Genomic DNA, 21,943 nt, shown 5'->3' with positions numbered 1-21,943 from the left:
CCAGGGTCTGTGCGGGTCAGAAGCTCTTGCCGGGGCCGTTGATCAGCCAGGGCGTGCCGAAGCGGTCCACCACCATGCCGAAGATCTCGGCCCAGAAGGTGGGCTCCAGCAGCATCTGCACGTTGCCGCCTTCGGCAAAGGCGTCGAACACGCGCCTGGCTTCGTCCACGCTGGGCAGGCTCAGGGCCACGCCGAAGCCCTTCATGCCTTCGTAGGGCTGGCCCGGCATGGAATCGGAAGCCATCAGCATGCCGCCGCCCAGGCTCAGCGCCGCATGCATGATGCGCTGCTGCGCCTCGGGCGGCATCTTCTGGCCTTCGCCGTCGGGCATCTCGCCCATGGTCATCATCATTTCCAGCTTGCCGCGCAGCACCTGCTCGTAAAAGCGCATGGCCTGTGCTGCGTTGCCGTCGAAGGTCAGGTAGGCATTGATGGGGGACATGGGGGCTCCTTGGGGAAGAGGGCACGAAGGTGGAACGGCAGGGCAAGCGCGAAAGCCGCGCTCGCGGCCCCGGGGCCGTGCCCGGCGCAGGGCGAAGACTGGCACAGCGGCGCAGCCGCGTCCACCGCGCCTGTTTCAGACAGGCCCGGCTGCGCGCAACCGGGTCATCGGCTGCATTTAGGATGGTGGCTCCGTCTTGCAGGAATCCGCCTCCATGCCTGTTGTTCTGATCGCCAATCCCAAGGGCGGCGTGGGCAAGTCCACGCTGGCCACCAACGTCGCCGGCTACTTCGCCACGCGGGGGCATTCCGTGATGCTGGGCGACGTGGACCGCCAGCAGTCCTCGCGCCTGTGGCTGGGGCTGCGCCCGCCGCAGCTCGCGCCGATCCAGGGCTGGGAGGCGGAGAGCGAGGAGGGCCTGCTGCGCCCGCCCAGGGGCACCACGCATGCGGTGCTCGATTCGCCGGCGGGCCTGCACGGCAAGCGCCTCAGGCAGGTGCTGGCGCTGGCCGACGTCGTGCTGGTGCCGCTGCAGCCCAGCCTGTTCGACATCTACGCCACCAGCGACTTCGTGCAGAAGCTGCGCGAACGCACCGAAGGCGGCAAGGCCGGCAAGCGCGTGGCGCTGGTGGGCATGCGCGTGGGCACGCGCACCCTGGCTGCCGAGCAGTTGCGCGAGTTCGTGTCGCAGCTCGACGTGCCCGTGGTGGCCGAGCTGCGCGACACGCAGAACTATGTGCAACTGGCCGCGCGCGGCCTCACGGTCTTCGATGTGGCACCGTGGCGCGTGCAGCGCGATCTGGCGCAGTGGGACGCGCTGACCCAGTGGCTGGACGGCGGCCGCGTATTGCCGCAGCAGCCCCAACCCCCTTCAGGTAATCCCTGAGAGCGGCTGTCGCGGCAGCAACAAGGGCGGCGCCGGTGCGCCCGCAGAATGCCGCGCATGAGCATCCGAACCTTCCAGACCCTTGAGGACCTGGCCGCCTGCGTCGGTCAGAGCGTGGCCACCAGCGACTGGGTGCAGATCACCCAGCCGCAGGTCAACCAGTTCGCCGAGGCGACCGGTGATCACCAGTGGATCCACATCGACGTGGAGCGCGCCAAGGCCGGGCCTTTCGGCGCGCCCATCGCGCACGGTTTTCTCACGCTGTCGCTGCTGCCCACCTTCTTCGAAAGCGCGATCAAGATCGAGAACGTGCGCATGGGCGTGAACTACGGCCTCAACCGCGTGCGCTTCATGTCGCCCGTGCCGGTGGGCAGCCGGCTGCGCGCGCACATCAAGCTGCTGTCCAGCGAAGCCATCGACGGCGGCGGCCGCCAGCAGACCTGGGAAGTGACGGTGGAGCTGGAAGGCGCCAGCAAGCCGGCCTGCGTGGCCGAGTCGGTTTCGCGCGCCTACGCCTGAGCCTGCGCCGACGCGAAGCCGTTCTGCCGCCAGGCCTCGAACACGGTCACGGCAACGGCGTTCGACAGGTTCAGGCTGCGCTGGCCCTCGCGCATGGGCAGGCGAAGCAGTTGTTCGGGCGCGAACTGCGCGCGCAGCTCGGGTGCCAGGCCGCGCGTTTCGCAGCCGAAGACCAGCCAGTCGCCGGGCCTGAAGGCCGTGCCGTGCACGCTGCCCGTGCCGCGCGTGCTCAGGCCGAACAGGCGGGTGCGATCCGGCTCGCAGCGCGCGAGGAAGGCCGCCCAGTCGGCATGGCGCTGCACCGGCGCGTACTCGTGGTAGTCCAGCCCGGCGCGGCGCAGCAGCCGGTCGTCCATCGAAAAGCCCAGCGGCTCGATCAGGTGCAGCGCGCAGCCCGTGTTGGCGGCCAGCCGGATCACGTTGCCGGTGTTGGGCGGGATCTCGGGTTCGACGAGGACGATGTTGAACATCAATGGGGCCAGATGTAGAGCAGCGCGACTGTCATGCAGAAATAGCGCGCGAACTTGCCGATGGCCATGTACAGCACGCAGGGCCAGAAGGGCATGCGCAGCCAGCCGGCCACGGCGCACAGCGGGTCGCCCACCACGGGCAGCCAGCTCAGCAGGCAGGCCCGGGGGCCCAGCTTCTCCAGCCAGGCCAATGCGCGCAGGTGGTGCGAGGACTTGCTGTACTTGTCGGCCACCTTGTGTGCGCCGTAGCCCATCCACCAGCTCACGGCACCGCCCAGCGTGTTGCCCGCAGTGGCCACCGCGACGGCGGGCCAGAACAGTTCGGGGTTGAGCTTGAGCAGGCCGAACAGCGCGGGCTCGGAGCCCAGCGGCAGCAGCGTGGCCGAGACGAAGGCCACGAAGAAAAGGGTGGACAGGCCGTACTCGGGCAGAGCGAGCAGCGCCAGAAGGGAATCGAACCAGGCTTGCATGGGTGGCCGCCGAGTATAGGAAGGCGCATGTGCACGCCCTGTCGTCGCACAGGCCGCGCACATGCAGGCCGGGGCATCGCGCGCGTGCCGTCGGGCGCTTTCAGCTCGATACCAGTGAGCGCGGCGCGTTTCAGTCGCTGAAATCCCGGCTGGCTACAATCGCTGCCTCATTTTTCAGCAGCCTGCGGCTGCTCGTTTTTGCCTTCCTCCCCCCATCATGCAGATCGGCCCCATTGCGCTGGAGAACCGGCTGTTCGTCGCGCCCATGGCAGGGGTGACGGACCGGCCCTTCCGCATGCTGTGCCGTGCCTGGGGCGCGGGCTATGCGGTGAGCGAGATGGTCACTTCGCGCAAGGACCTCTGGCATTCGCTCAAGACCTCGCGCCGCGCCAACCATGAGGGCGAGCCCGGCCCGATCGCGGTGCAGATCGCCGGCACCGACGCGGCCATGATGGCCGAAGCCGCGCAATACAACATTGACCGCGGCGCGCAGATCATCGACATCAACATGGGCTGCCCGGCCAAGAAGGTCTGCAACAAGTGGGCCGGCTCGGCGCTGATGCGCGACGAGCCGCTGGCGCTGGAGATCGCGCAGGCCGTGGTGGCTGCGGCGGCCCCGCATGGCGTACCCGTGACCTTGAAGATGCGCACCGGCTGGAGCACCGAGCACCGCAATGCCGTGAAGCTGGCGCGCGACTTCGAGCGCGCGGGCATCCAGATGCTCACCGTGCACGGGCGCACGCGCGAGCAGGGCTACAAGGGCCAGGCCGAATACGACACCATCGCCGCCGTGAAGGCGGCCGTGCGCGTGCCCGTGGTGGCCAATGGCGACGTGACCAGCCCGCACAAGGCACGCGAGGTGCTGGCCGCCACCGGCGCAGACGCCGTGATGATCGGCCGCGCGGCTCAGGGCCGGCCGTGGATCTTCCGCGAGATCGGCCATTTCCTGGCCACCGGCGAGCTGCTCGCGCCGCCGCGCGTGAGCGAGGTGCGCCAGGCGCTGCTGGGCCATCTGCGCGAGCACTACGCGCTGTATGGCGAACTCACCGGCGTGCGAAGCGCGCGCAAGCACATCGGCTGGTATGTGCGCAGCCTGCCCGGCGGCGAGGCCTTTCGCAGCGCCATGAACCGCATCGAGGACGCCGAGGAACAGTGGCAGGCGGTGGACCGCTACTTCGCCGCGCTGGCGGCGCAGATGAGCCTGATGCCCGTTGCCAGCGAACAGCCGGTGGATGACGATGCCGACGCGCAGGAGGAAGCCGGCGCGCATTGCGCCATGGCTTGAGCCACAAGAAGAAAAAAGCCTCCACCGAACAACACACATACCCAGAACAACAGATCGACCATGAGCAAGAAACTGATCGAGGACTGCGTACGCGGCAGCCTGGAGGGCTATTTCAAGGACCTGCGCGGCACCGAGCCCGACGGCATGTACGACATGATGGTGCGCGTGATGGAGAAACCGTTGCTCGAAGTGGTGATGGCCCGCGCCGAGAACAACCAGTCGCGCGCGGCGCAATGGCTGGGCATGAACCGCAACACCCTGCGAAAAAAACTGGTCGAGCACCGGCTCATCAAATAGGCCAGGCCCGCAAGAAGACGGCCCGCCCCGCGCGCCTCATCCCTCATTTCCCTTCCTCTCTTTTCTTTGCAAAACACCATGGCGCTCACGGCCCTTCTCTCCGTTTCCGACAAGACCGGCATCCTCGAATTCGCGCAGGCGCTGCATGGGCTGGGCGTGAAGCTGCTGTCCACCGGCGGCACCGCCAAGCTGCTGGCCGATGCCGGCCTGCCGGTGACCGAGGTGGCCGACCACACCGGCTTTCCCGAGATGCTGGACGGCCGCGTCAAGACGCTGCACCCCAAGATCCACGGCGGCCTGCTGGCGCGCCGCGACCTGCCGGCCCACGTGGCGGCCATCGAGCAGCACGGCATCGCCACCATCGACCTGCTGGTGGTGAACCTCTACCCCTTCGAAGCCACCGTGGCCAAGGCCGGCTGCACGCTGGAAGACGCCATCGAGAACATCGACATCGGCGGCCCGGCCATGGTGCGCAGCGCGGCCAAGAACTGGAAGGACGTGGCGGTGCTGACCGACGCCTCGCAGTACGCCGTGGCGCTGGCAGAGCTGAAGGCCCATGGCAGCATCAGCGCCAAGACCAAGTTCGCTTTCTCGGTCGCTGCCTTCAACCGCATCGCCGACTACGACGGCGCGATCAGCGACTTCCTCTCGGCCGTGGACTTCGACGCCAGCGCGGGCCAGAGCGCGCCCGTGCGCTCGCTGTTCCCGGCGCAGAGCAACGGGCGCTTCGTGAAACTGCAGGACCTGCGCTACGGCGAGAACCCGCACCAGCAGGCCGCCTTCTACCGCGACCTGTACCCGGCGCCGGGTTCGCTGGTCAGCGCGAAGCAGCTGCAGGGCAAGGAGCTGAGCTACAACAACATCGCCGACGCCGACGCTGCCTGGGAATGCGTCAAGAGCTTCGGGCTACCTGCCTGCGTGATCGTCAAGCACGCCAACCCCTGCGGCGTGGCCGTGGGCAAGGACGCACTGGAGGCCTACAGCAAGGCCTTCCAGACCGACCCGACCTCGGCCTTCGGCGGCATCATCGCCTTCAACCGCGTGGTCGATCTGGCTGCTGCCGAAGCCGTGAACAAGCAGTTCGTCGAAGTGCTGATGGCGCCGGGCTACACGCCCGAGGCGCTGGCCGTGTTCCAGGCCACCAAGGCCAAGCAGAACGTGCGCGTGCTGCAGATCGACCTGCCCCCGGGCGGCGACACCGACTGGGCCAACGGCCGCAACGCGATGGACGTCAAGCGCGTGGGCTCGGGCCTGTTGATCCAGACCGCCGACAACCACGAGCTGCAACTGGCCGAGCTCAAGGTCGTGACGAAGAAGCAGCCCACGCAGGAAGAGCTGCAGGACCTGCTGTTCGCCTGGAAGGTGGCCAAGTACGTCAAGAGCAACGCCATCGTGTTCTGCAAGCACGGCATGACCATGGGCGTGGGCGCAGGGCAGATGAGCCGCCTCGATTCGGCGCGCATCGCCAGCATCAAGGCCGAGCACGCCAAGCTCTCGCTGGCCGGCACGGCCGTGGCCAGCGACGCCTTCTTCCCCTTCCGTGATGGCCTGGACGTGGTGATCGACCACGGCGCCACCTGCGTGATCCAGCCCGGCGGCTCGATGCGCGACCAGGAAGTCATTGACGCCGCCGACGAGCGCGGCGTGGCGATGGTGTTCACGGGCGTGCGCCACTTCCGCCATTGAAAGCCGGGCACGACGAGCCGGCCGGGGCTTTCGAAGACGACGCCGACACGCCGCGCCCCCGCTGGGTGGGCGTGGCGCTGGCCTTGTGCGTGGCGCTGCTGGTCGTGGGCCTGCTCATGACCTCGGTCTTCATCATGCGCAATTACGCATCGACCGATTCGGCGCCGGCGGCTGCCCGCACGCAGGGCGCCGGGCTTCAGCGCAGCTTGGCGAACACCTCGCGCGCCGCCGCCACCGTGGCCGCGATGTCCTCGTCGGTATGGGCCGCGCTCACGAAGCCGGCCTCGTACAGCGCGGGCGCGATGTAGACGCCGCGGTCCAGCAGGCCGTGGAAGAGGGCGTTGAACTTCGCGCTCTCGCTCTTCATCACGGACGCGTAGTTGCGCGGCAGCTCGGGCAGCAGGAAGAAGCCGAACATGCCGCCCTCGTGCTCGGTGCAGAAGGGCACGCCGGCCTCGTCGGCCGCGGCCTGCAGACCCTGCACCAGCGCCTGCGTCTTGGCACCCAGCGCTTCGTAGAAGCCGGGCTTGGCGATCTCCTTGAGCGTGGCCAGGCCGCAGGCCGTGGCCACCGGGTTGCCCGACAGCGTGCCGGCCTGGTAGACCGGGCCGGTGGGCGCCATCTGTTCCATGATCGCGCGCGAGCCGCCGAAGGCCGCCAGCGGCATGCCGCCGCCGATCACCTTGCCCAGCACCGTGATGTCGGGCCTGATGCCCAGCACGCCCTGCGCGCCGCCCAGGCCGACGCGAAAGCCCGTCATCACCTCATCGACGATCAGCAGCGCGCCATGCTGCGTGCACAGCTCGCGGCAGCGCCGCGCGAACTCGGGCGTGGCGCGCACGAAGTTCATGTTGCCGGCAATGGCCTCGATGATCAGGCCCGCGATGTCGGCGCCGTGCAGCGCGAAGGCCTCGTCGAGTTGCGCGACGTTGTTGAATTCCAGCACCAGCGTGTGCTGCACCACTTCCTCGGGCACGCCGGCCGAGGTGCTCTGGCCGAAGGTGGCCAGCCCGGAGCCGGCCTTGACCAGCAGCGCGTCGGCATGGCCGTGGTAGCAGCCCTCGAACTTGATGATGCGCTTGCGGCCCGTGGCGCCGCGCGCCAGCCGGATGGCGCTCATGCCCGCTTCGGTGCCCGAGCTGACCAGGCGCACCATCTCCATCGAAGGCATCAGCGCCAGGATCGCCTCGGCCAGCTCGATCTCGCGCTCGGTCGGTGCGCCGAAGGACAGGCCCTCGGTCACGGCGCGCTGCACGGCCTCGATCACGGCCGGGTGGCCGTGGCCCAGGATCATGGGGCCCCAGGAGCCGATGTAGTCGATGTAGCGCGCGCCCTCGGCGTCCCACATGTAGGCGCCCTGGGCCCGGCTGATGAAGCGGGGGGTGCCGCCCACGGCCTTGAAGGCACGCACGGGTGAATTGACGCCGCCTGGAATGACGGCACGGGCACGGTCGAAGAGCTGGGTATTGATGGTCATGTCAGTGGTCGATGGCGCTGCGGGCGCCCCGCAGAAGGTCCGGGACGGCAAGCGCAGCGAAGCGGCCTGGGGGGCTGCTTCATTCAATGTCGGGTGTCGTGGGGAGGCAGGCCGAAGTCGGTTGCGGGGTCGTCGCTGGGTGGGGCGCCCTCGTCTTCCCCGTCGCCTTCCTCGGGGTCGGGCTGGGCCCAGAACAGGCGGTCGGGCAGCACATGGCCCATGCCGGGTCTGAAGCCTTCGTCGAGGCAGCGGTCCATGTAGGCCAGCGCTTCGCTGGTCGCGGCCACCAGTTCGGTGCCGGTGGCCAGCAGTGCCGCCAGCGCGGCCGACAGGGTTTCGCCGGCGCCCGTGAACACGGCCTCCAGGCGCTCGTATTTCTCGGTCACCAGCACGGCGCTGGGCGAGGCCAGCACGTTCTCAAGATAAGGGTCGGGTCGCACGATGCCCGTGACCAGCGTGTAGGCCACGCCATGCTCGCCGGCGGCACGCGCGATGTCGCGGGCCGAGGGCGGGCGGGCACCCTCCCAGTCGGGCAGCAGCCAGCGCCACAGGGTGCTGTGATTGCCCACCAGCACCGTGGTCTGCGGCAGCAGCAGGTCGCGGAAGGCGTCGAGGTAGCTCTCGATGGCGTCGTCTTCCCACCAGGCCAGGTGCGGCATGTAGGCCACCAGCGGCACGTCGGCATAGTCCGAGGCGACCTCCGCCACGCGGCCCAGGTTGTCGGGCGTGCCCACGAAGCCGACCTTGATGATCTGCACCGCCACGTCTTCGAGGATCGCGCGCGCCTGCTCGGCCACCTGCTCGTCGTCGAAGGCGAAGTGGTCGAAGATCTGAGCCGTGTCGCGCGCATAGGCGCCCGTCACCACGCCCAGCATGTGAGCGCCCACCGACCCGATGGTCAGGGCGTCACCGCTCAGGCCGCCAGCGCCGCTGGGATCGCTGGCATTGAAGACCAGCACGCAGGCCGGCTGGGCACTTTCGGCCTCGTCGGCGCCGGCATCGGCGGCCTCGGGTTGACCGTTACCATCGTCTTCCGGTGAGCCCTTCGACGGTAGTAAGCACGTATTCATCGACGGGCTTGGGACGTCAGAAGGTGGCGGATTGGAGACGTCTTGCGCAATATTTGAAAAGACGTCTGGATACAATAATTGCATTCTACGTACAAGGCTCGTAAGCTGCGATGGATACCAAAACTTGGATGTGCCTGATCTGCGGGTGGATCTACGACGAAGCTCAGGGCGTTCCCGAGGATGGTATTGCCCCTGGCACTCCCTGGGAGCAGGTTCCGATGAATTGGACCTGTCCCGAATGTGGCGCGCGCAAGGAAGATTTCGAGATGGTCGAGATTTGAAGCCACGGACGCAGGCCGGCCGTGGACGCTTGGCCTGATTCTGAGTTCGGAGCGAAGAGGAGGATGCCGATGAGCACGAACAATTCCGGTTTCAAGGTGCTGGTCATCGACGACAGCAACACGATTCGACGCAGTGCAGAGATCTTTCTCAAGCAAGGTGGCCATGAAGTGCTGCTGGCAGAAGACGGCTACGACGCACTGTCCAAGGTCAACGATCACAAGCCGCAGCTGATTTTCTGCGACATCCTGATGCCCCGGCTGGACGGCTACCAGACCTGCGCCATCATCAAGCGCAATGCGCACTTCGCCCATGTGCCCGTGGTCATGCTGTCGTCCAAGGACGGCGTGTTCGACAAGGCACGCGGCCGCATGGTGGGCTCGGAAGACTATCTCACCAAACCTTTCACCAAAGAACAGTTGCTGCAGGCCGTGCAGCAATTCGGTGCCGTCAGCGCAGCGGCTTGATCCAGGAAAAAACAACCATGCCCATCCAGAAGATTCTTGTCGTTGACGATTCGAAGACCGAGCTGATGTTCCTCTCCGAGTTGCTGGCGAAGAATGGCTTTGCCGTGCAGACCGCCGAGAACGCCGATGACGCCATGCGGCGCCTGGAGGCCAGCAAGCCTGACCTGATCCTCATGGACGTGGTCATGCCGGGCCAGAACGGTTTCCAGTTCACGCGGGCGCTGGCGCGCAACCCGCTGTTTGCGCAGGTGCCGGTGATCCTGTGCACCAGCAAGGACCAGGAAACGGATCGCGTCTGGGGCATGCGCCAGGGCGCGCGCGACTACATCGTCAAGCCCGTGCAGGAAGCCGAGCTGCTGGCGAAGATCCGCGCGCTCGGCTGAAGGTCCTCGCCCAGCACCCGTCGTCGCCATGGCCACCCGCGAAGCCCTCCGAGAATTCCAGGCCCGACTGGCCGGGCGCCTGCAATCCGCGCACACCACCAACGTGGCTGCCTGGCTGGCAGTGGAGGCCGGCGCCGGCCGCTATCTCTTTCCGCTGGGGCAGGCCGGCGAGATCTTTCCCTGGACGGCGCCCACGCCGGTGCCCTACACCCAGCCCTGGTACCTGGGCGTTGCCAATTTGCGCGGCGGTCTTTGGGGCGTGGCGCAGCTGTCCGCCTTCATGGGCGACCCGGCGGCCCGCACGCAGGCCGTCAGCGAGGCCGCACGCGAGCAGACGCGCCTGGTGGCCTTCAACGAGGTGCTGGAAGTCAATTGCGCGCTGGTGGTGGACCGGCTCGTGGGCCTGCGCGGCCTCGAAGCCTTCGCCAGCTCGCAGGCCCCCGATGAATCGGCGCCGCCCTGGATGGGCGCCACCTACACCACGGCAGAGGGCGAGAACTGGCAGGAGTTGAACCTGCAGGTGCTGGCCAGCCGCCCCGAGTTCCTGAGTATTGGCGCCTGAGCGCCCCCAGTTTCGCGCTCTCCCGCCCGCGCCACATAGCAAGAAGGACAGACCGTGAATTCGATTGCTGACAAATTCAAGAAACTCCTGCCCGCCAAGGCTGAGAGCGCCCAGACGCCCCCCGTGTCGGTGTCGACCTTCGGCATCGATCAGGCCGACACGGTGCAGCCGCCCCAGGAGCGCACGGTCTACATGCCGCGTGGCGACAAGGCTGCCTCGGATCCGCCCAGCGTCTACGACGCGCCGGTGGACTTCGCGCCCAGCCACGTGTTCGACGAACCCGCCGCGGCGCCCGCCACGGCCGTGTTGCCCGAGCCCGAGCCCGAGGCCGAGCCGGAGGTCGCGGCGGCGGCCGTGACCGAGGACAGCACCGGCAGCGCTTCGGCACGACGACAGCGCTTCATGGTCCTGGGGCTGGCGGGCTCGGTGCTTGCGCTGCTGCTGGTGGCCGGCGCCGCCATCCTGAGCGCGGACCGCGTGGCCCAGCAGGTGGCATCCAGCGGTCAGTCCCTGATGCAGTCGCAGCGCCTGGCCAAGTCGGTGTCGCAGGCCCTGGTGGGCAGCGAGGCCGCCTTCGACGAAGTGAAGGACAGCGCGAATGACCTGCAGCGCCGCGTCACCGGCCTGGGCGGCGGCGACGAAGGGTTGCAGCTGCACGCGGTGGGCGATGACTTCGCTGCCGAGATGGCCAAGATCCAGCCGCTGGTTGAACGCGCATCGGCCAGTGCCAAGGTGGTGCTGGACCAGAAGCCCATGCTGACCCGCGTGGGCAGCGCGCTGCGCAACATCAACCGGCAGTCTTCCGAGCTGCTGGAAATGAGCGAAACCGTGTCGTCGCTGAAGATGCAGCAGGGCGCATCGCTGCCCGAGATCGCGGCTTCCGGCCAGCTCGTGATGCTGACGCAGCGCATCGGCAAGTCCGCCAACGAGTTCCTCACGGTGGAGGGCGTGAGCCCCGACGCCGTGTTCCTGCTGGGCAAGGACCTGAACAGCTTCCAGGAACTGGCGCGCGGCCTGCTGGATGGCAGCCCCCAGTTGCGCCTGCCGGGCGCGCGCGACCCGCAGACCCGCGAGCAGCTGGAACTGCTGCTCAAGAGCTACGAACAGACCCGCGCGGAAGCCGGCGGCATTCTGGGCAACCTGCAGGGCCTGGTGGCCGCGCGCGAAGCGCAGGCCACCATCCTGTCCGACAGCGAGCCGCTGCGTCTGGCGCTGGGCGAGCTGCAGCAGAAGCTGTCGCAGCGCACGGGCCTGAGCGGCACCATGCTGGCCCTGCTGGTGCTGCTGGCCATGGCCTCTCTCGGCCTGGCGGCTGCCATCGGTTATGCGCAGGTGCGTGAGGGTCGTCTGCGGGCCGCGGCCGCCGAGCAGGAGCGCCTCGAAGCCGAGCGCCAGAGCGAGGAGGCCACGCGCGTCAACGCGGCCAACCAGGCCGCCATTCTGCGGCTGATGAACGAGCTGCAGACGGTGGCCGAAGGCGATCTGACGCACGAAGCCACCGTGACGGAGGACATCACCGGCGCCATTGCCGACTCGGTGAACTACACGGTGGAAGAACTGCGCATCCTGGTGGGCAACGTGCAGAACACGGCAGCGCGCGTGGCCCAGACGACTTCGCAGGTGGAAAACACCTCGACCGAACTGCTGGCGGCCTCCACCGAGCAGCTGCGTGAAATCCGTGAAACGGGCCAGTCCGTGCTGACGATGGCCGAGCGCATCAACGGCGTGTCGGCCCAGGCGCAGGAGTCGGCCGCCGTGGCGCGCCAGTCGCTGCAGGCTGCATCCTCCGGCCTGGACGCCGTACAGAACGCCATCGCCGGCATGAATGCCATCCGCGACCAGATCCAGGACACCTCCAAGCGCATCAAGCGCCTGGGCGAATCCTCGCAGGAGATCGGTGAAATCACCGAGCTGATCTCGGACATTACCGAACAGACCAACGTGCTGGCGCTGAATGCCGCCATCCAGGCCGCGTCGGCCGGCGATGCGGGCCGCGGCTTCTCGGTGGTGGCCGAGGAAGTGCAGCGCCTGGCCGAACGCTCGGCAGACGCCACACGTCAGATCGCGGCGCTGGTGAAAGCGATTCAAACCGACACGCAGGACGCGGTCGGCGCCATGGAGCGCTCGACGCAGGGTGTGGTGCAGGGGGCCAAGCTCTCCGACAACGCCGGTACGGCCCTGACCGAGATCGACAGCGTGTCGCGTCGCCTGGCGGAACTGATCGAGCAGATCTCGCAATCGGCCTCCCGCGAAGCCGAATCGGCCAACGTGGTGGCCGCCAACATCCAGCAGATCTTTGCCGTGACGGAACAGACCGGTGAAGGCACCCGCACCACGGCACGCCAGGTGCGCGAGTTGTCGCACATGGCCGAAGAGCTGCGCCAGTCGGTGTCGCGTTTCAAGATCGCCTGATTTCCTCACGAGCTTTCTACCGTGCCCACTTCCTCGCCCGCCCACGCGCCTGTCGCCGGCAATGCGCCGGCCTCCGAAGACCTGGGGCCCCTGGCCTGGGTGAGTGCAGAAATCCAGAAGTCCACGGAACTGGCGGTCAAGTCGCTGCGGCGAGTGGCCCGCGAGACGGGCTTGCCGCTCGAGGAATCGGGCGGGCTCCTGCGCATGGCGCGCCAGCAGCTGCACCAGGCCACCGGCGTGCTGCGGATGGTGGGGCATGGTGCGCCGGCGCGGCTGCTGGGTGTGATGGAGCAGGCCGTGGGCCGCTTCGTGGACGAGCCGCCGCGCTGCACCGACGACAGCGTGAGCCGCATCGAGCATGCGGGCTTCGCGCTGACGGACTTCATCGGTGCGGTGCTGGCCGGCAAGCGTGTCTCGACGGTGGCTCTGTTTCCGCAGTACCGCGATGTGCTGGAACTGGTGCGCGGCGAACGCGTGCATCCAGCCGACCTGTGGAACTACCCCTGGGTGTGGGCCGAGGTGCAGCGTCCCACCAGTCATCGCCCATTGGCCTACGGCCCGGCCGTGCGGGCAGTGTTCGACCGCGCGATCCTCAAGGTGGTCAAGGAAGGCGACGAAAGCGCGGCGCGCGAACTCAGCGCGCTGTGCGTCGCACTGGGCCTGGGCGCCGCACAACCCAAGGTGGCCAGCTTCTGGATGCTGGCCTCGGGCTTCTTTGAAGCGCTGGCCCTGGGGCTGGTGCCAGCTGACAGCTATGTCAAGCTGAGCGCCTCGCGCGTGCTGCTGCAGTACACCGTCCTGGCCCGCGGTGAACTCAATGTCTCCGAGCGCCTTGGGCAGGACCTGCTGTTCTTCTGCGCGCAGGCCGCGCCCGGTTCGCGCGAGAACGCGCCCATGCTGCGCGCCGTGCGCGTGGCCTGGGGCGTGCAGAACCACGGTGCAGTGAACTATGGCGCCGTGCAGTTCGGCCGTTTCGACCCTGCTGTGCTGGCGCAGGCGCGCAAGCGCATCGAGACCGCCAAGGAGATGTGGACCGCGCTGGCCGGCGGCGACACGCAGCGCATCCGGCAGGTGTCCGACAGCTTCGGGCAACTGGGCGATTCGCTGCACAAGCTGCATCCCGTCACCGCGCCCATGGTGCAGGCGCTGCAGGACGCCGTGGAGGCATCGCTGCGCTCGGGCCAGCCGCCCTCGACCGAACTGGCCATGGAAGTCGCCACCTCGGTGCTGTACCTGGAGGCGGCCTTTGAAGATCTGGACCCGCAGGACCAGCAGCTCACGGCGCGCACCGCGCAACTGGCGGCACGCATCGAGAGCGCGCGCCGCGGCGGCCAGTCGCAGCCGCTGGAGCCCTGGATGGAGGAGCTCTACCGCCGCGTGAGCGACCGCCAGACCATGGGGTCCATCGTCGACGAACTGCGTGCGCACCTGCTGGAGCTCGAGAAGTCGCTGGACCAGTTCTTCCGTCGGCCGAACGAGAAAGCCTCGCTTCGCGTCGTACCCGGCCAACTGCAGCAGATGCGTGGCGTGTTCTCGGTCCTGGGCCTGGAGCAGGCCGCGCAGACCGTGCAGCACATGCGCGACGAGGTCGAAAGCCTGATGGCACAACGCGGGGCCGTCGAGCCCGCAGACCACGACCTGCTGGGCAACAACCTGGGCGCGCTGGGCTTCCTGATCGACATGCTCGGCTACCAGCCGGGTCTGGCGCGGCGGCTGTTCGTGTTCGACGAGGCGCGTGGCGAGCTCAAGCCCCTGATGGGCCGCCAGCTCGAAGACACGCCGGTGCATGGCATTGGCGCCGATGCCGGCGTGGCCGGCGGCATCTCGGTGCCGCAGACCGACAGCGTGCTCAGCGTCGAAGACGTGGACAAGCAGATCGCGGCCAAGCTGGCTGCGCTGGCCACGCCCGCCAAGGCCCCGCGCGCCGCTGCCCCAGCACCAGCCCGGGGCGCCGGCAGCAGCAGCGCCCGGATCGGCGACGCCGCGGCCCTGGCCGACACGGAGGTCACCGAACTCGAGGAAGACGACCTGCAGGCCATCTTCCTGGAAGAAGCGGGCGAGGTGCTGCAGCAGGGCCGTGCGGCCGTGATTGCGCTGGAGCGCGACCCCACCGACACCGCCGAGCTCACCGTGCTGCGCCGGGCCTTCCACACGCTCAAGGGCAGCTCGCGCATGGTGGGTCTCATGGACTACGGCGACGCGGCCTGGGCCTATGAGCAGGTGCTCAACACCTGGCTGGCCGACCAGCGCCCCGTCACCTCCGAGCTGCTCAGCGGCGCCACCCAGGCGCTGGACCAGTTCAGCCAGTGGGCCGATGCCATCGCGCGCCGCGAAGCCCACGGCTGGGAGCCTGCGCCGCTGCGGGCCGCCGCAGAGGCCCTGGGCCGCGGCGAGGCCGCACCGCCCGTGCAGACGGCACGCCATCTGGATGATGCCGCCGCGCTGGCCGTGGCCGCGCGCCAGATCGCGGCCGACCTTCCGCCCGCCGAGGAGCCGGCGCCGGCTTCGCCGCTGCCGGATGAGCCAGCTGCCTCCCCGGTGTCGGTGCGGGCGCTGCCAGACCTGCCTGATCTGCCCGACCTGGATCTGGATCTGCCCGCAGATGCTGCGCCGACCGAGCGCCCCGGCCTCGCCGAACTGGCAGCGCTGGCCGAGCGCGCAGAGCGCGGCGACGAAGAGCGCCGCGCCGACGCCGAGGCCCTGGACCTGCATGGCGATGACTTCGCCATCACCGACATCGTGCATCCGCTGTACGAGGAGTCGCCGCAGCGCCCGCCCGCCACCGAAGCGCTGGAGCTGGGCGAGATCGATTTCGAGGACGCATTGCGCCGCGAGGCGCCGGGCACGGGCACGGGTGAAAGCACTTCCAAGCCTGCTCCCGCAGAAGAGCCGCTGGCCTTCACGCTGCCATCGGACTGGACCGAAGAGGGCCAGCCGCGGCCCACGCGCGTCGACGAGGTATCCCAGGCCACCCCAGCCGGCCTGCCGGACCTGGACCTGCCGGGCGAGTTGCCGCCCCTGGAGCCGGGCGGCGAAGCCGCAAAGCCGTCCGAAGCCATCGCCGCGCTGGACAGCACCCGTATCGAGCTGACCGCGCCTGCGCTGCCCGAAGACGAAGAAATGGCGCAGCCCCAGGCCGCCACCGAGCCCGTGTTCCTGGCCGACAGCGCCGTGCTGCAGGGCCTGGATCTGGACCTTGACCCGGCCCCGGTTTCTTCCGCGCAGGAATCGACACCTGCGTCGACCGGTGCGCAGGATTCAGCGCTCGAGCAGACGCCCGCCTCGGACGAGGCTGGCGACCTGCCTGAGAGCGCCGATGTGCCCGACGCGTCCGGTGTCGATGACGAGGTGCTGGCCGAATCCGATTCGCCGAACGACAGCCGCCCGGTGCTGACCCTGGTGCCGCCAGCGCCGCTGGATGCGCCTCAGCCGGCCGCCGGCTTCAGCGAAGACGCCGTCAAGGTCATCGGCCCGCTGCGCATCGGCATCGCGCTGTACAACGTGTACCTCAACGAGGCGGACGAATGGTCGCGCCAGTTGGCCAATGACGTCGGCGAATGGGCACTGCAGCCCCATGAAACCGTCTCCGACAGCACCGTGGCGCTGGCCCATTCGCTGGCCGGCAGTTCGGCCACGGTGGGCTTCCAGGGCCTGTCGGGCATGGCGCGGCTGTTCGAAGCCGTGCTGCAGCACCTGCGGGGCCATGGCGACGGCACCGCGGCCAAGGGTGCCGCGCTGGTGGCCGCGGCGCATGAAGTGCGGCGCCTCTTGCACCAGTTCGCGGCCGGCTTCCTCAAGGAGCCGGATCCCGTGGTGCTGCAGTCGCTGCGCCAGTTGTTGATCGCGCCGCTGCCACCGGCCCAGCCGCCGCAGGCCGACGGCTTCGAGCCGCAGGAAAGCGCGGCCACCTTTGCGCCCACGGCGCGCTCCACATCCGGCCTGGGCCTCGAGGACGAAGACGCCATCGACATCGAGGACGTGGTCGATCCCGAGCTCTTCCCGATCTTCGAGGAAGAAGCGGCCGAGCTTCTGCCGCAACTGGACCGCGCGCTGCAGCAATGGGCCCACAGCCCCACCGACAGCGGGCCGCGCACGGCCGCCCTGCGCACCCTGCACACCCTCAAAGGCAGTGCGCGCCTGGCGGGCGCCATGCGTCTGGGTGAACGCGCGCACCGCATGGAGTCGGCCATCGAGGCCATCGCCGTCGATGCCGGCGAGCGCGATGCCATCGAGGCGTTGGCGGCTGCGTTCGACGGCCTGCAACTGACCTTCGATGCATTGCGCAGCGCCGACGAGGCAGGCCAGGCCGAGCTGGCACAACGCGCCTCCGAGGCGGTGGCAACCGCCCCTGCGCAACCCGCCACAGCCTTCCTCGAAGAGCTTCCGGAGCCGGCCCGGGCCGAGCAGGAAGCAGAAGCTGATCGCCCTGAGCAGGCGCAGGCCTGGGGCGAAGAGTCGCCGCAGACCGCGCAGCCGCGGCAGCCGGGTGACGGTGCGGGCCTTGCCGCGCCGCTGCTGCCGCCGGCGACGCTGCGCCTGGGGGCGGTGCGGGCTGCCTCCACCCAGACCGTGCGCGTGCGCACGCAACTGCTGGACCGCCTGGTCTCGCAGTCCGGTGAAGTCATCATCACACGTTCGCGGCTCGAGGCGGGCCTGCAGCAGCTCAGCGCTTCGCTGTCGGAGCTGACCGGCAACCTGGACCGCCTGCGCCAGCAGCTGCGCGACGTGGAAGTGCAGGCGGAAAGCCAGATGCAGTCGCGGCTGGCCCAGACCCTGGACACGCCGCAGAGCTTCGATCCATTGGAGTTCGACCGCTTCACGCGCGTGCAGGAGCTCACGCGCATGATGGCCGAGTCGGTCAACGACGTGGCCACCGTGCAGCGCACGCTGCAGAAGACGGTTCAGACCGCCGAAGACGGCCTGGCCGCGCAGGGGCGCCAGACGCGCGACCTGCAGCGCGGCCTGCTGCGTACGCGCATGGTCGAGTTCGAAAGCCTCGCCGACCGGCTCTATCGCGTGGTGCGACAGGCTTCCAAGGACACGGGCAAGCAGGTGCGCCTGGACATCACGGGTGGCAGCATCGAGATGGACCGCGGCGTGCTGGAGCGCATGACGCCGGCCTTCGAGCACCTGCTGCGCAACTGCGTGGCCCACGGCATCGAGGATGCCGAGACGCGCGAGCGCGCCGGCAAGGACGCGGTGGGCCTGGTGCGCATCGCGCTGAGTCAGGAGGGCAACGACGTGTCGGTGCGCTTCGCCGACGACGGCGCCGGCCTGCAGCGTGATCGCATCCTGGCGCGGGCCCGCGCCCTGGGCCTGAGCGAGGCTTCGGAACTGAGCGCCGCCGAGGCGGCCGAACTGATCTTCCTCCCTGGCTTCACAACCGTGTCGCAGGTGTCCGAACTGGCCGGGCGCGGCATCGGCATGGACGTGGTGCGTGCCGAAGTGGCGGCCCTGGGCGGGCGCATCGAAACGCACAGCGCTGACGGACAGGGCACGGAATTCCGCCTGGTGCTGCCGCTGACCACGGCCGTGACCCATGTGGTGATGCTGCGCGCGGGCGAGAACACCGTGGGCGTGCCGTCCAATCTGGTTGAACTGGTGCAGCGCGCCAACGCCGAGGAACTGGCACGCGCCTACGAGACGCAGCACTACCCCTTCGGTGGCGAAGACGTGCCCTTCTACTGGAGCGGCGCGCTGCTGCAGTCGAGCGCGCGCAGCGAGCGTACAGCCGGCCGCACCAACACCATCGTGGTGGTGCGAAGCGCGGCTCAGCGCCTGGCCCTGCACGTGGATGAAGTGCTGGGCAACCAGGAAGTGGTGGTCAAGAACCTGGGGCCGCAGCTGGCCCGCGTGCCGGGCATGGCGGGCATTTCGGTGCTGGCCTCGGGTGCGGTGGCGCTGATCTACAACCCCGTGGCCCTGGCGGCGTTGCATGGCGAGAGCGCACGGGCCCTGCAGTCGCTGCACAAGAGTGCGTCGTCGTCGGCGGCTGCTGCTGCTGTGGCTCCGCAGGCACAGGAAGAGTCGCCTTCGGCGGCCACGCCCGTGCCGGCGCCATTGCAGGCGGCGGCGCAGATCCCGCTGGTGCTGGTGGTGGACGACTCCATCACCGTGCGCCGCGTGACGCAGCGCCTGCTGCAGCGCGAAGGCTATCGCGTGGCGCTGGCGGCCGACGGCCTGCAGGCGCTGGAGCGGCTGCAGCAGGAGCGACCGAGCGTGGTGCTGTCCGACATCGAGATGCCGCGCATGGACGGTTTCGACCTGGCCCGCAACATCCGCGCGGATGCCGCGCTGGCCGGTCTGCCGATCATCATGATCACCTCGCGCATTGCCGAAAAGCACCGCGAGCATGCGCGCGAGCTGGGCGTGGACCATTACCTGGGCAAGCCCTACTCCGAAGACGATCTGCTGGCGCTGGTGCGGCGTTTCACGCAGCAGCAGGCTTCTTCGGATCCGGTCTCGGTCTGAGGCGGGCACAGGGCGCAACCGTTCCGGCCCCACCTGTTGGAGAAAGAAAGCGCGGCCTGTGTGCCGCGCTTTTTCTTTGCTGCGCGGATCGACTGCTGGCTCAGCCCCGCACGCGCCGGCGCGGGCTTTTCTGCCCCTTGGGCTTGGCCGCAAAGGGCTCGGGCGCTTCAGTGCCGCGCACCACGCCGTAGCGCGCCAGCGAGGCTTCGCGTGCCTGCGCATGGTCGACCAGAGGCTGCGGGTAGTGCTCGCCCAGGCGGATGCCGGCCGCTTCCAGCTCCAGCGGTGAAGCGCGCCAGGGCGCGTGGATCAGCTTGTCGGGCAGCGCCGCCACTTCGGGCACATAGCGGCGGATGAACTTGCCCTCGGCATCGAAGCGCTCGCTCTGCGTGACGGGGTTGAAGATGCGAAACCAGGGCTGCGCATCGCAGCCGCTGGAACTGGCCCATTGCCAGCCACCGTTGTTGGAAGCCAGCTCGAAGTCGTTCAGATGCTGCGCGAACCAGGCTTCGCCGCGCCGCCAGTCCAGCCCCAGGTCCTTGCACAGGAAGCTGGCCGCCACCATGCGCAGGCGGTTGTGCATGTAGCCGGTCGTCAACAGCTGGCGCATGGCCGCGTCCACCAGCGGGTAACCGGTGCGGCCTTCGCACCAGGCCGCGAAGAGGGCGTCTGCATGCTTGCCCTGGTGCCAGTGGATGCGGTCATAGACCGCCTTGAAGCTCTTGCCCTGGCCCACCTGCGGGTGGTGCGAAAGCAGTTGCAGGTAGAAGTCGCGCCAGATCAGTTCGCTGACCCAGGTGGCAGCGCCGCTGTTGCCCTGCAGCGCGAGCTGATGGGCCGGCGCCGCCAGCTCGCGGATGGACACCGTGCCGAAGCGCAGGTGCACGCCCAGGTAGCTGGGCCCGCGCACGGCCGGGTAGTCGCGCGTCTTGTCATAGCGGTCGATGCGCTCGAAGAAGCGCTCGAACATGGCTGCCGCGCCCTCCGTGCCGGCCGGGATCTGCAGGCTGGGCAGATTGGTGGGCGCAAAGCCCAGCGCCTGGAGCGTGGGCAGCGCTTCGTGGGCCGTGGCCAGGCCGGCCAGTTCGCCGCCGCCGGCGGCCACCTCGGGCATGCGCATCAGCGCCTGCGCATGGTGATGCACGGGGTAGCTCTTGAGGTAGAAGTCGTCCACCTTCGCCAGCCAGGCGCGCTTGTAGGGCGTGAACACCGTGTAGGGCGTGCGCGACTGGGTCATCACCTCGTCGCGCTCGAAGATGCAGTGGTCCTTGAAGGTGTGGAAGCTGATGCCCGCGTTGGCCAGTGCGCCCAGCACCTGCGCATCGCGCTCCAGGGCCTGGGGCTCGTCGTCGCGGTTGGCGAACACGGCCTGCACCTGCAGCGCGCGCGCCAGCTTCGGGATCTCTTCCTGCGCCACCGCATGGCGCACCAGCAGCTCGCCGCCCATGCCGCGCAGGCGTTCGCGCAGCGCCTGCACCGAGGCCAGGATGAATTCCACGCGCCGGTCGCTGCGCAGCCCGTCGGGGCGCGGCTGAAGGTCCTGGCCCGGCAGCGCATCGAGGATCGCGCGGTCGAACACGAAGACGCACAGCACTTCCTGGCAACTGCGCAGCGCGTGATAGAGAGCGGCATGGTCGTGGGCGCGCAGGTCCCGGCGCAGCCACACCAGGCCGCGGGCATAGCGCTTGTCGACGGCCAGTAAAATAGGGGGCATGGCCAGCGATTCTGCCCCGATCAATCTCACGCATCACTTCCTGATCGCGATGCCGGGGCTGCAGGACCCATCCTTCGCCCGCAGCGTGGTCTACCTGTGCGAACACAGTGAACGCGGGGCCCTGGGCCTGATCATCAACAAGCCCAGCGACATCAAGCTCAAGGGACTGTTCGAGAAGGTGGAGCTGCAGCTCGCGCGCCATGACCTCGACGACGCCCCCGTGTTCCAGGGCGGCCCGGTGCAGACCGAGCGCGGCTTCGTGCTGCATGAGCCCGTGGTCGGCACGCCGCACGGCGAGGGCAGCGCACCGGCCGAGGCCGGCGAGGGCCAGGGCGCGGTCTATGCGTCCACCATGACCATTCCGGGCGGGCTGGAGATGACCACCTCGCGCGACGTGCTCGAGGCCATGGCCACGGGCGCCGGCCCGCGCAAGGTGCTGGTGACGCTGGGCTATTCGGCGTGGGAAGAGGGCCAGCTCGAATCGGAACTGGCCGAGAACAGCTGGCTCACCGTGGGCGCCGATCCGGCCGTGATCTTCGACACGCCCATCGAGCAGCGCTATGACAAGGCCCTGTCGCTGCTGGGCCTGGAGGCCTGGAAGCTCTCCCCAGAGGCGGGGCACGCGTGAGCCCCGCTGCCGCCGTGCCCGCGCAGCACCAGTCCTTCCTGGCTTTCGATTTCGGCACCAAGCGCACCGGCGTGGCCAGCGGCAACAGGCTGCTGCGCAGCGCCACGCCCCAGGCCACCATCGGCGTGCAGGGCGACGCACGCTTTGCGCAGATCGCCGCGCGCATCCGCGAATGGCAGCCCGACGCGCTGGTGGTGGGCGTGCCCTTCCACCCCGACGGCGCCGAACACGAGAACACGCGCGCGGCGCGGCGCTTCGCGCGCCAGCTGCAGGGCCGCTTCGGCCTGCCCGTGTACGAGGTGGACGAGCGCTACAGCACCACCGAGGCACTGGCCGGCGGCGCGCGCGATGCCGACGCGGCCAGCGCCTGCATCATCCTTGAACAATTCCTAAGAGGGCTGGATTGAGCAGCCTCGATGGCGGAC

Annotated in this window: 19 protein-coding genes; 13 read left to right on the top strand and 6 right to left on the bottom strand. The window is 68.9% G+C overall.

Going from position 1 to position 21,943, the window contains the following annotated elements:
• Positions 1–16: 16 nt before the first annotated feature.
• Entirely contained in the window at positions 17–442 is a 426-nt protein-coding gene (locus PGB34_RS03405; RefSeq protein ID WP_271426658.1) for a VOC family protein, read from the bottom strand.
• Positions 443–656: 214 nt separating this feature from the next.
• Between PGB34_RS03405 and PGB34_RS03400 the strand changes: the two genes are divergently transcribed.
• Entirely contained in the window at positions 657–1,328 is a 672-nt protein-coding gene (locus PGB34_RS03400) for a ParA family protein (RefSeq protein WP_271426657.1), read from the top strand.
• 48 nt (positions 1,329–1,376) lie between these two features.
• On the top strand, positions 1,377–1,847 hold the full coding sequence (locus PGB34_RS03395) for a MaoC family dehydratase (protein WP_271426656.1): 471 nt from the start codon (positions 1,377–1,379) through the stop codon (positions 1,845–1,847).
• Here the strand turns inward: PGB34_RS03395 and PGB34_RS03390 are convergent.
• Complete coding sequence (locus PGB34_RS03390; protein ID WP_271426655.1) at positions 1,838–2,317, bottom strand: tRNA (cytidine(34)-2'-O)-methyltransferase; 480 nt, start codon at positions 2,315–2,317, stop codon at positions 1,838–1,840. The genes PGB34_RS03395 and PGB34_RS03390 overlap by 10 nt on opposite strands.
• On the bottom strand, positions 2,317–2,787 hold the full coding sequence (locus PGB34_RS03385) for a YqaA family protein (RefSeq protein ID WP_271426654.1): 471 nt from the start codon (positions 2,785–2,787) through the stop codon (positions 2,317–2,319). Before PGB34_RS03385 ends, PGB34_RS03390 begins: the two co-directional genes overlap by 1 nt.
• A gap of 217 nt (positions 2,788–3,004) precedes the next feature.
• Between PGB34_RS03385 and dusB the strand changes: the two genes are divergently transcribed.
• From dusB to purH, 3 genes are all read left to right on the top strand, one after another.
• Positions 3,005–4,072, top strand: coding sequence for a tRNA dihydrouridine synthase DusB (gene dusB, locus PGB34_RS03380; RefSeq protein WP_271426653.1), 1,068 nt, complete (start codon positions 3,005–3,007; stop codon positions 4,070–4,072).
• 60 nt (positions 4,073–4,132) lie between these two features.
• The gene (locus PGB34_RS03375) at positions 4,133–4,369 is read left to right on the top strand and encodes a helix-turn-helix domain-containing protein (protein WP_271426652.1); all 237 of its coding nucleotides are present in this window, start codon (positions 4,133–4,135) and stop codon (positions 4,367–4,369) included.
• Between the two features lie 78 nt (positions 4,370–4,447).
• On the top strand, positions 4,448–6,055 hold the full coding sequence (purH, locus tag PGB34_RS03370; RefSeq protein ID WP_271426651.1) for a bifunctional phosphoribosylaminoimidazolecarboxamide formyltransferase/IMP cyclohydrolase: 1,608 nt from the start codon (positions 4,448–4,450) through the stop codon (positions 6,053–6,055).
• A 196-nt stretch (positions 6,056–6,251) separates the two neighbouring features.
• On the opposite strand, the gene hemL is transcribed toward purH, so the two are convergent.
• Both hemL and thiD read right to left on the bottom strand, forming a co-directional pair.
• A complete protein-coding gene (gene hemL / locus PGB34_RS03365) occupies positions 6,252–7,532 on the bottom strand; it encodes a glutamate-1-semialdehyde 2,1-aminomutase (protein WP_271426650.1) in 1,281 nt (426 codons plus the stop codon).
• Positions 7,533–7,615: 83 nt separating this feature from the next.
• A complete protein-coding gene (gene thiD, locus PGB34_RS03360; protein WP_271426649.1) occupies positions 7,616–8,602 on the bottom strand; it encodes a bifunctional hydroxymethylpyrimidine kinase/phosphomethylpyrimidine kinase in 987 nt (328 codons plus the stop codon).
• A gap of 110 nt (positions 8,603–8,712) precedes the next feature.
• Between thiD and PGB34_RS03355 the strand changes: the two genes are divergently transcribed.
• From PGB34_RS03355 to PGB34_RS03330, 6 genes are all read left to right on the top strand, one after another.
• Positions 8,713–8,883 carry a rubredoxin gene (locus PGB34_RS03355; RefSeq protein ID WP_271426648.1) on the top strand — a complete coding sequence of 57 codons (171 nt, stop codon included), beginning with the start codon at positions 8,713–8,715 and terminating at the stop codon, positions 8,881–8,883.
• A gap of 69 nt (positions 8,884–8,952) precedes the next feature.
• Positions 8,953–9,348 (top strand): response regulator, encoded by a 396-nt coding sequence (locus tag PGB34_RS03350; protein WP_271426647.1) that lies wholly within the window; start codon positions 8,953–8,955, stop codon positions 9,346–9,348.
• Between the two features lie 17 nt (positions 9,349–9,365).
• Positions 9,366–9,731, top strand: coding sequence for a response regulator transcription factor (locus PGB34_RS03345; protein WP_271426646.1), 366 nt, complete (start codon positions 9,366–9,368; stop codon positions 9,729–9,731).
• A gap of 28 nt (positions 9,732–9,759) precedes the next feature.
• Positions 9,760–10,293 carry a chemotaxis protein CheW gene (locus PGB34_RS03340; protein WP_271426645.1) on the top strand — a complete coding sequence of 178 codons (534 nt, stop codon included), beginning with the start codon at positions 9,760–9,762 and terminating at the stop codon, positions 10,291–10,293.
• A gap of 54 nt (positions 10,294–10,347) precedes the next feature.
• Entirely contained in the window at positions 10,348–12,705 is a 2,358-nt protein-coding gene (locus PGB34_RS03335) for a methyl-accepting chemotaxis protein (protein WP_271426644.1), read from the top strand.
• A gap of 21 nt (positions 12,706–12,726) precedes the next feature.
• The gene (locus PGB34_RS03330; protein ID WP_271426643.1) at positions 12,727–19,176 is read left to right on the top strand and encodes an Hpt domain-containing protein; all 6,450 of its coding nucleotides are present in this window, start codon (positions 12,727–12,729) and stop codon (positions 19,174–19,176) included.
• Positions 19,177–19,276: 100 nt separating this feature from the next.
• On the opposite strand, the gene PGB34_RS03325 is transcribed toward PGB34_RS03330, so the two are convergent.
• A complete protein-coding gene (locus PGB34_RS03325) occupies positions 19,277–20,890 on the bottom strand; it encodes a cryptochrome/photolyase family protein (RefSeq protein WP_271426642.1) in 1,614 nt (537 codons plus the stop codon).
• On the opposite strand from PGB34_RS03325, the gene PGB34_RS03320 reads away from it, so the two are divergent.
• Both PGB34_RS03320 and ruvX read left to right on the top strand, forming a co-directional pair.
• Positions 20,889–21,518, top strand: a complete 630-nt coding sequence (locus PGB34_RS03320) for a YqgE/AlgH family protein (protein ID WP_271426641.1) — start codon at positions 20,889–20,891, stop codon at positions 21,516–21,518. The genes PGB34_RS03325 and PGB34_RS03320 overlap by 2 nt on opposite strands.
• Positions 21,515–21,925 carry a Holliday junction resolvase RuvX gene (ruvX, locus tag PGB34_RS03315; protein WP_271426640.1) on the top strand — a complete coding sequence of 137 codons (411 nt, stop codon included), beginning with the start codon at positions 21,515–21,517 and terminating at the stop codon, positions 21,923–21,925. Before PGB34_RS03320 ends, ruvX begins: the two co-directional genes overlap by 4 nt.
• Positions 21,926–21,943: the final 18 nt, after the last annotated feature.

This window comes from Xenophilus arseniciresistens (assembly GCF_028023875.1).
In the GTDB taxonomy this organism is placed as follows: Bacteria; Pseudomonadota; Gammaproteobacteria; order Burkholderiales; family Burkholderiaceae_C; genus Xenophilus; species Xenophilus arseniciresistens.
The sequence above is the reverse complement of the archived record's forward strand: the minus strand, read 5'-3'. Positions and strand labels throughout refer to the sequence as shown.